This is a genomic window from Streptomyces sp. MS191, from assembly GCF_008042125.1.
Taxonomy (GTDB): domain Bacteria; phylum Actinomycetota; class Actinomycetes; order Streptomycetales; family Streptomycetaceae; genus Streptomyces.
The window spans coordinates 1-1,197 of sequence record NZ_RDBI01000165.1 but is presented as its reverse complement, the minus strand read 5'-3'; the positions used below and the strand labels follow the sequence as shown (position 1 = coordinate 1,197).

The window sequence follows — 1,197 nt, the reverse complement described above, 5'->3', positions numbered from 1 at the left end:
GATCCCCGCGCCGGGGCGCCCGCGTCGGCCGACCGGACCCGCCGCCGCGACCAAAGTCTCCCGCCCGGCGACTTTGGTCGCGACTGCCGCCTCCCGACCGTCCCCGGGCCTCCCGCCTGCGTACTTTGGTCGGTATGACACGTACGGACCGCCACGCCTGGCTGCTCCCCTCGGCGATGGCCGACACCCCGGCGGACAGCCCGCCGGGGCGCCCGCCGCGCCGCACCGTACGCGACTGGGGCGTCGACACCCTCCTCTTCCTCGTGGCGGCGTTCTTCGGCCTGATCGCCGGCGAGACCACCGAGCAGCTCAACAGCGAGGTCGTCGCCTTCGCGGACCAGCTCGTCGGCGCGGCCGCCTGCTGCGCCCTCTGGCTGCGGCGCCGCCGGCCGGTCGGCGTCGCGGTCGTCGTCATCGTGGTCAGCACGTTCGCGCCGGTCGCCGGGGGAGCCGCCCTCGCCGCGCTCTTCGGCGTGGCCGTCCACCGCCCCTTCCGGCAGACCGCGGCCGTGAGCGCCCTGGCGGTGGTCTCCTCCACCGCCCAGGTCTTCCTGCGCCCGGACCCTTCCCTGCACCCCCTGGCCGCCGTCGTGATCGGCGTCGTGGTCACCCTGCTGGTGGTCGCCTGGGGCATGCTCGTACGCTCCCGGCGGCAGCTCGTCGAGGCGCTGCGCGAACGCGCCCGCCGGGCCGAGGCCGAGGCCGGACTGCGGGCCGCGCAGGCGCAGCGGCTGGCCCGGGAGGCGATCGCCCGCGAGATGCACGACGTCCTCGCCCACCGGCTCACGCTGCTCAGCGTGCACGCCGGAGCCCTGGAGTTCCGGCCCGACGCCCCGCCCGCCCAGATCGCCCGCGCCGCCGGCGTCATCCGGGACAGTGCCCACGAGGCGCTCCAGGACCTGCGCGAGATCATCGGCGTCCTGCGCGCCCCCGGCGACGAGACGGGCGGCGAGCGGCCCCAACCCACCCTCGCCACCCTCGACTCCCTGGTCGCCGAGTCGCGCGAGGCCGGGATGAAGGTCGTCCTCGACGCCACCCTCGACGACCCGGCCGGCGTCCCCGCCGCGACCGGCCGCACCGTCTACCGCATCGCCCAGGAGGGACTGACCAACGCCCGCAAGCACGCCCCCGGCACCGAGGTCACCCTCACCGTGCGCGGCCGCCCCGGTGACGGGCTGACCGTCGAGGTCCGCAACC

1 protein-coding gene is annotated in these 1,197 nt (G+C 76.7%); it reads left to right on the top strand.

Annotation, left to right across the window (positions count from 1 at the left end):
* Positions 1 to 134: 134 nt before the first annotated feature.
* Positions 135 to 1,197 (top strand): sensor histidine kinase (locus EAO71_RS36095; RefSeq protein WP_147982029.1); only part of this gene is annotated, 1,063 nt, incomplete at its 3' end.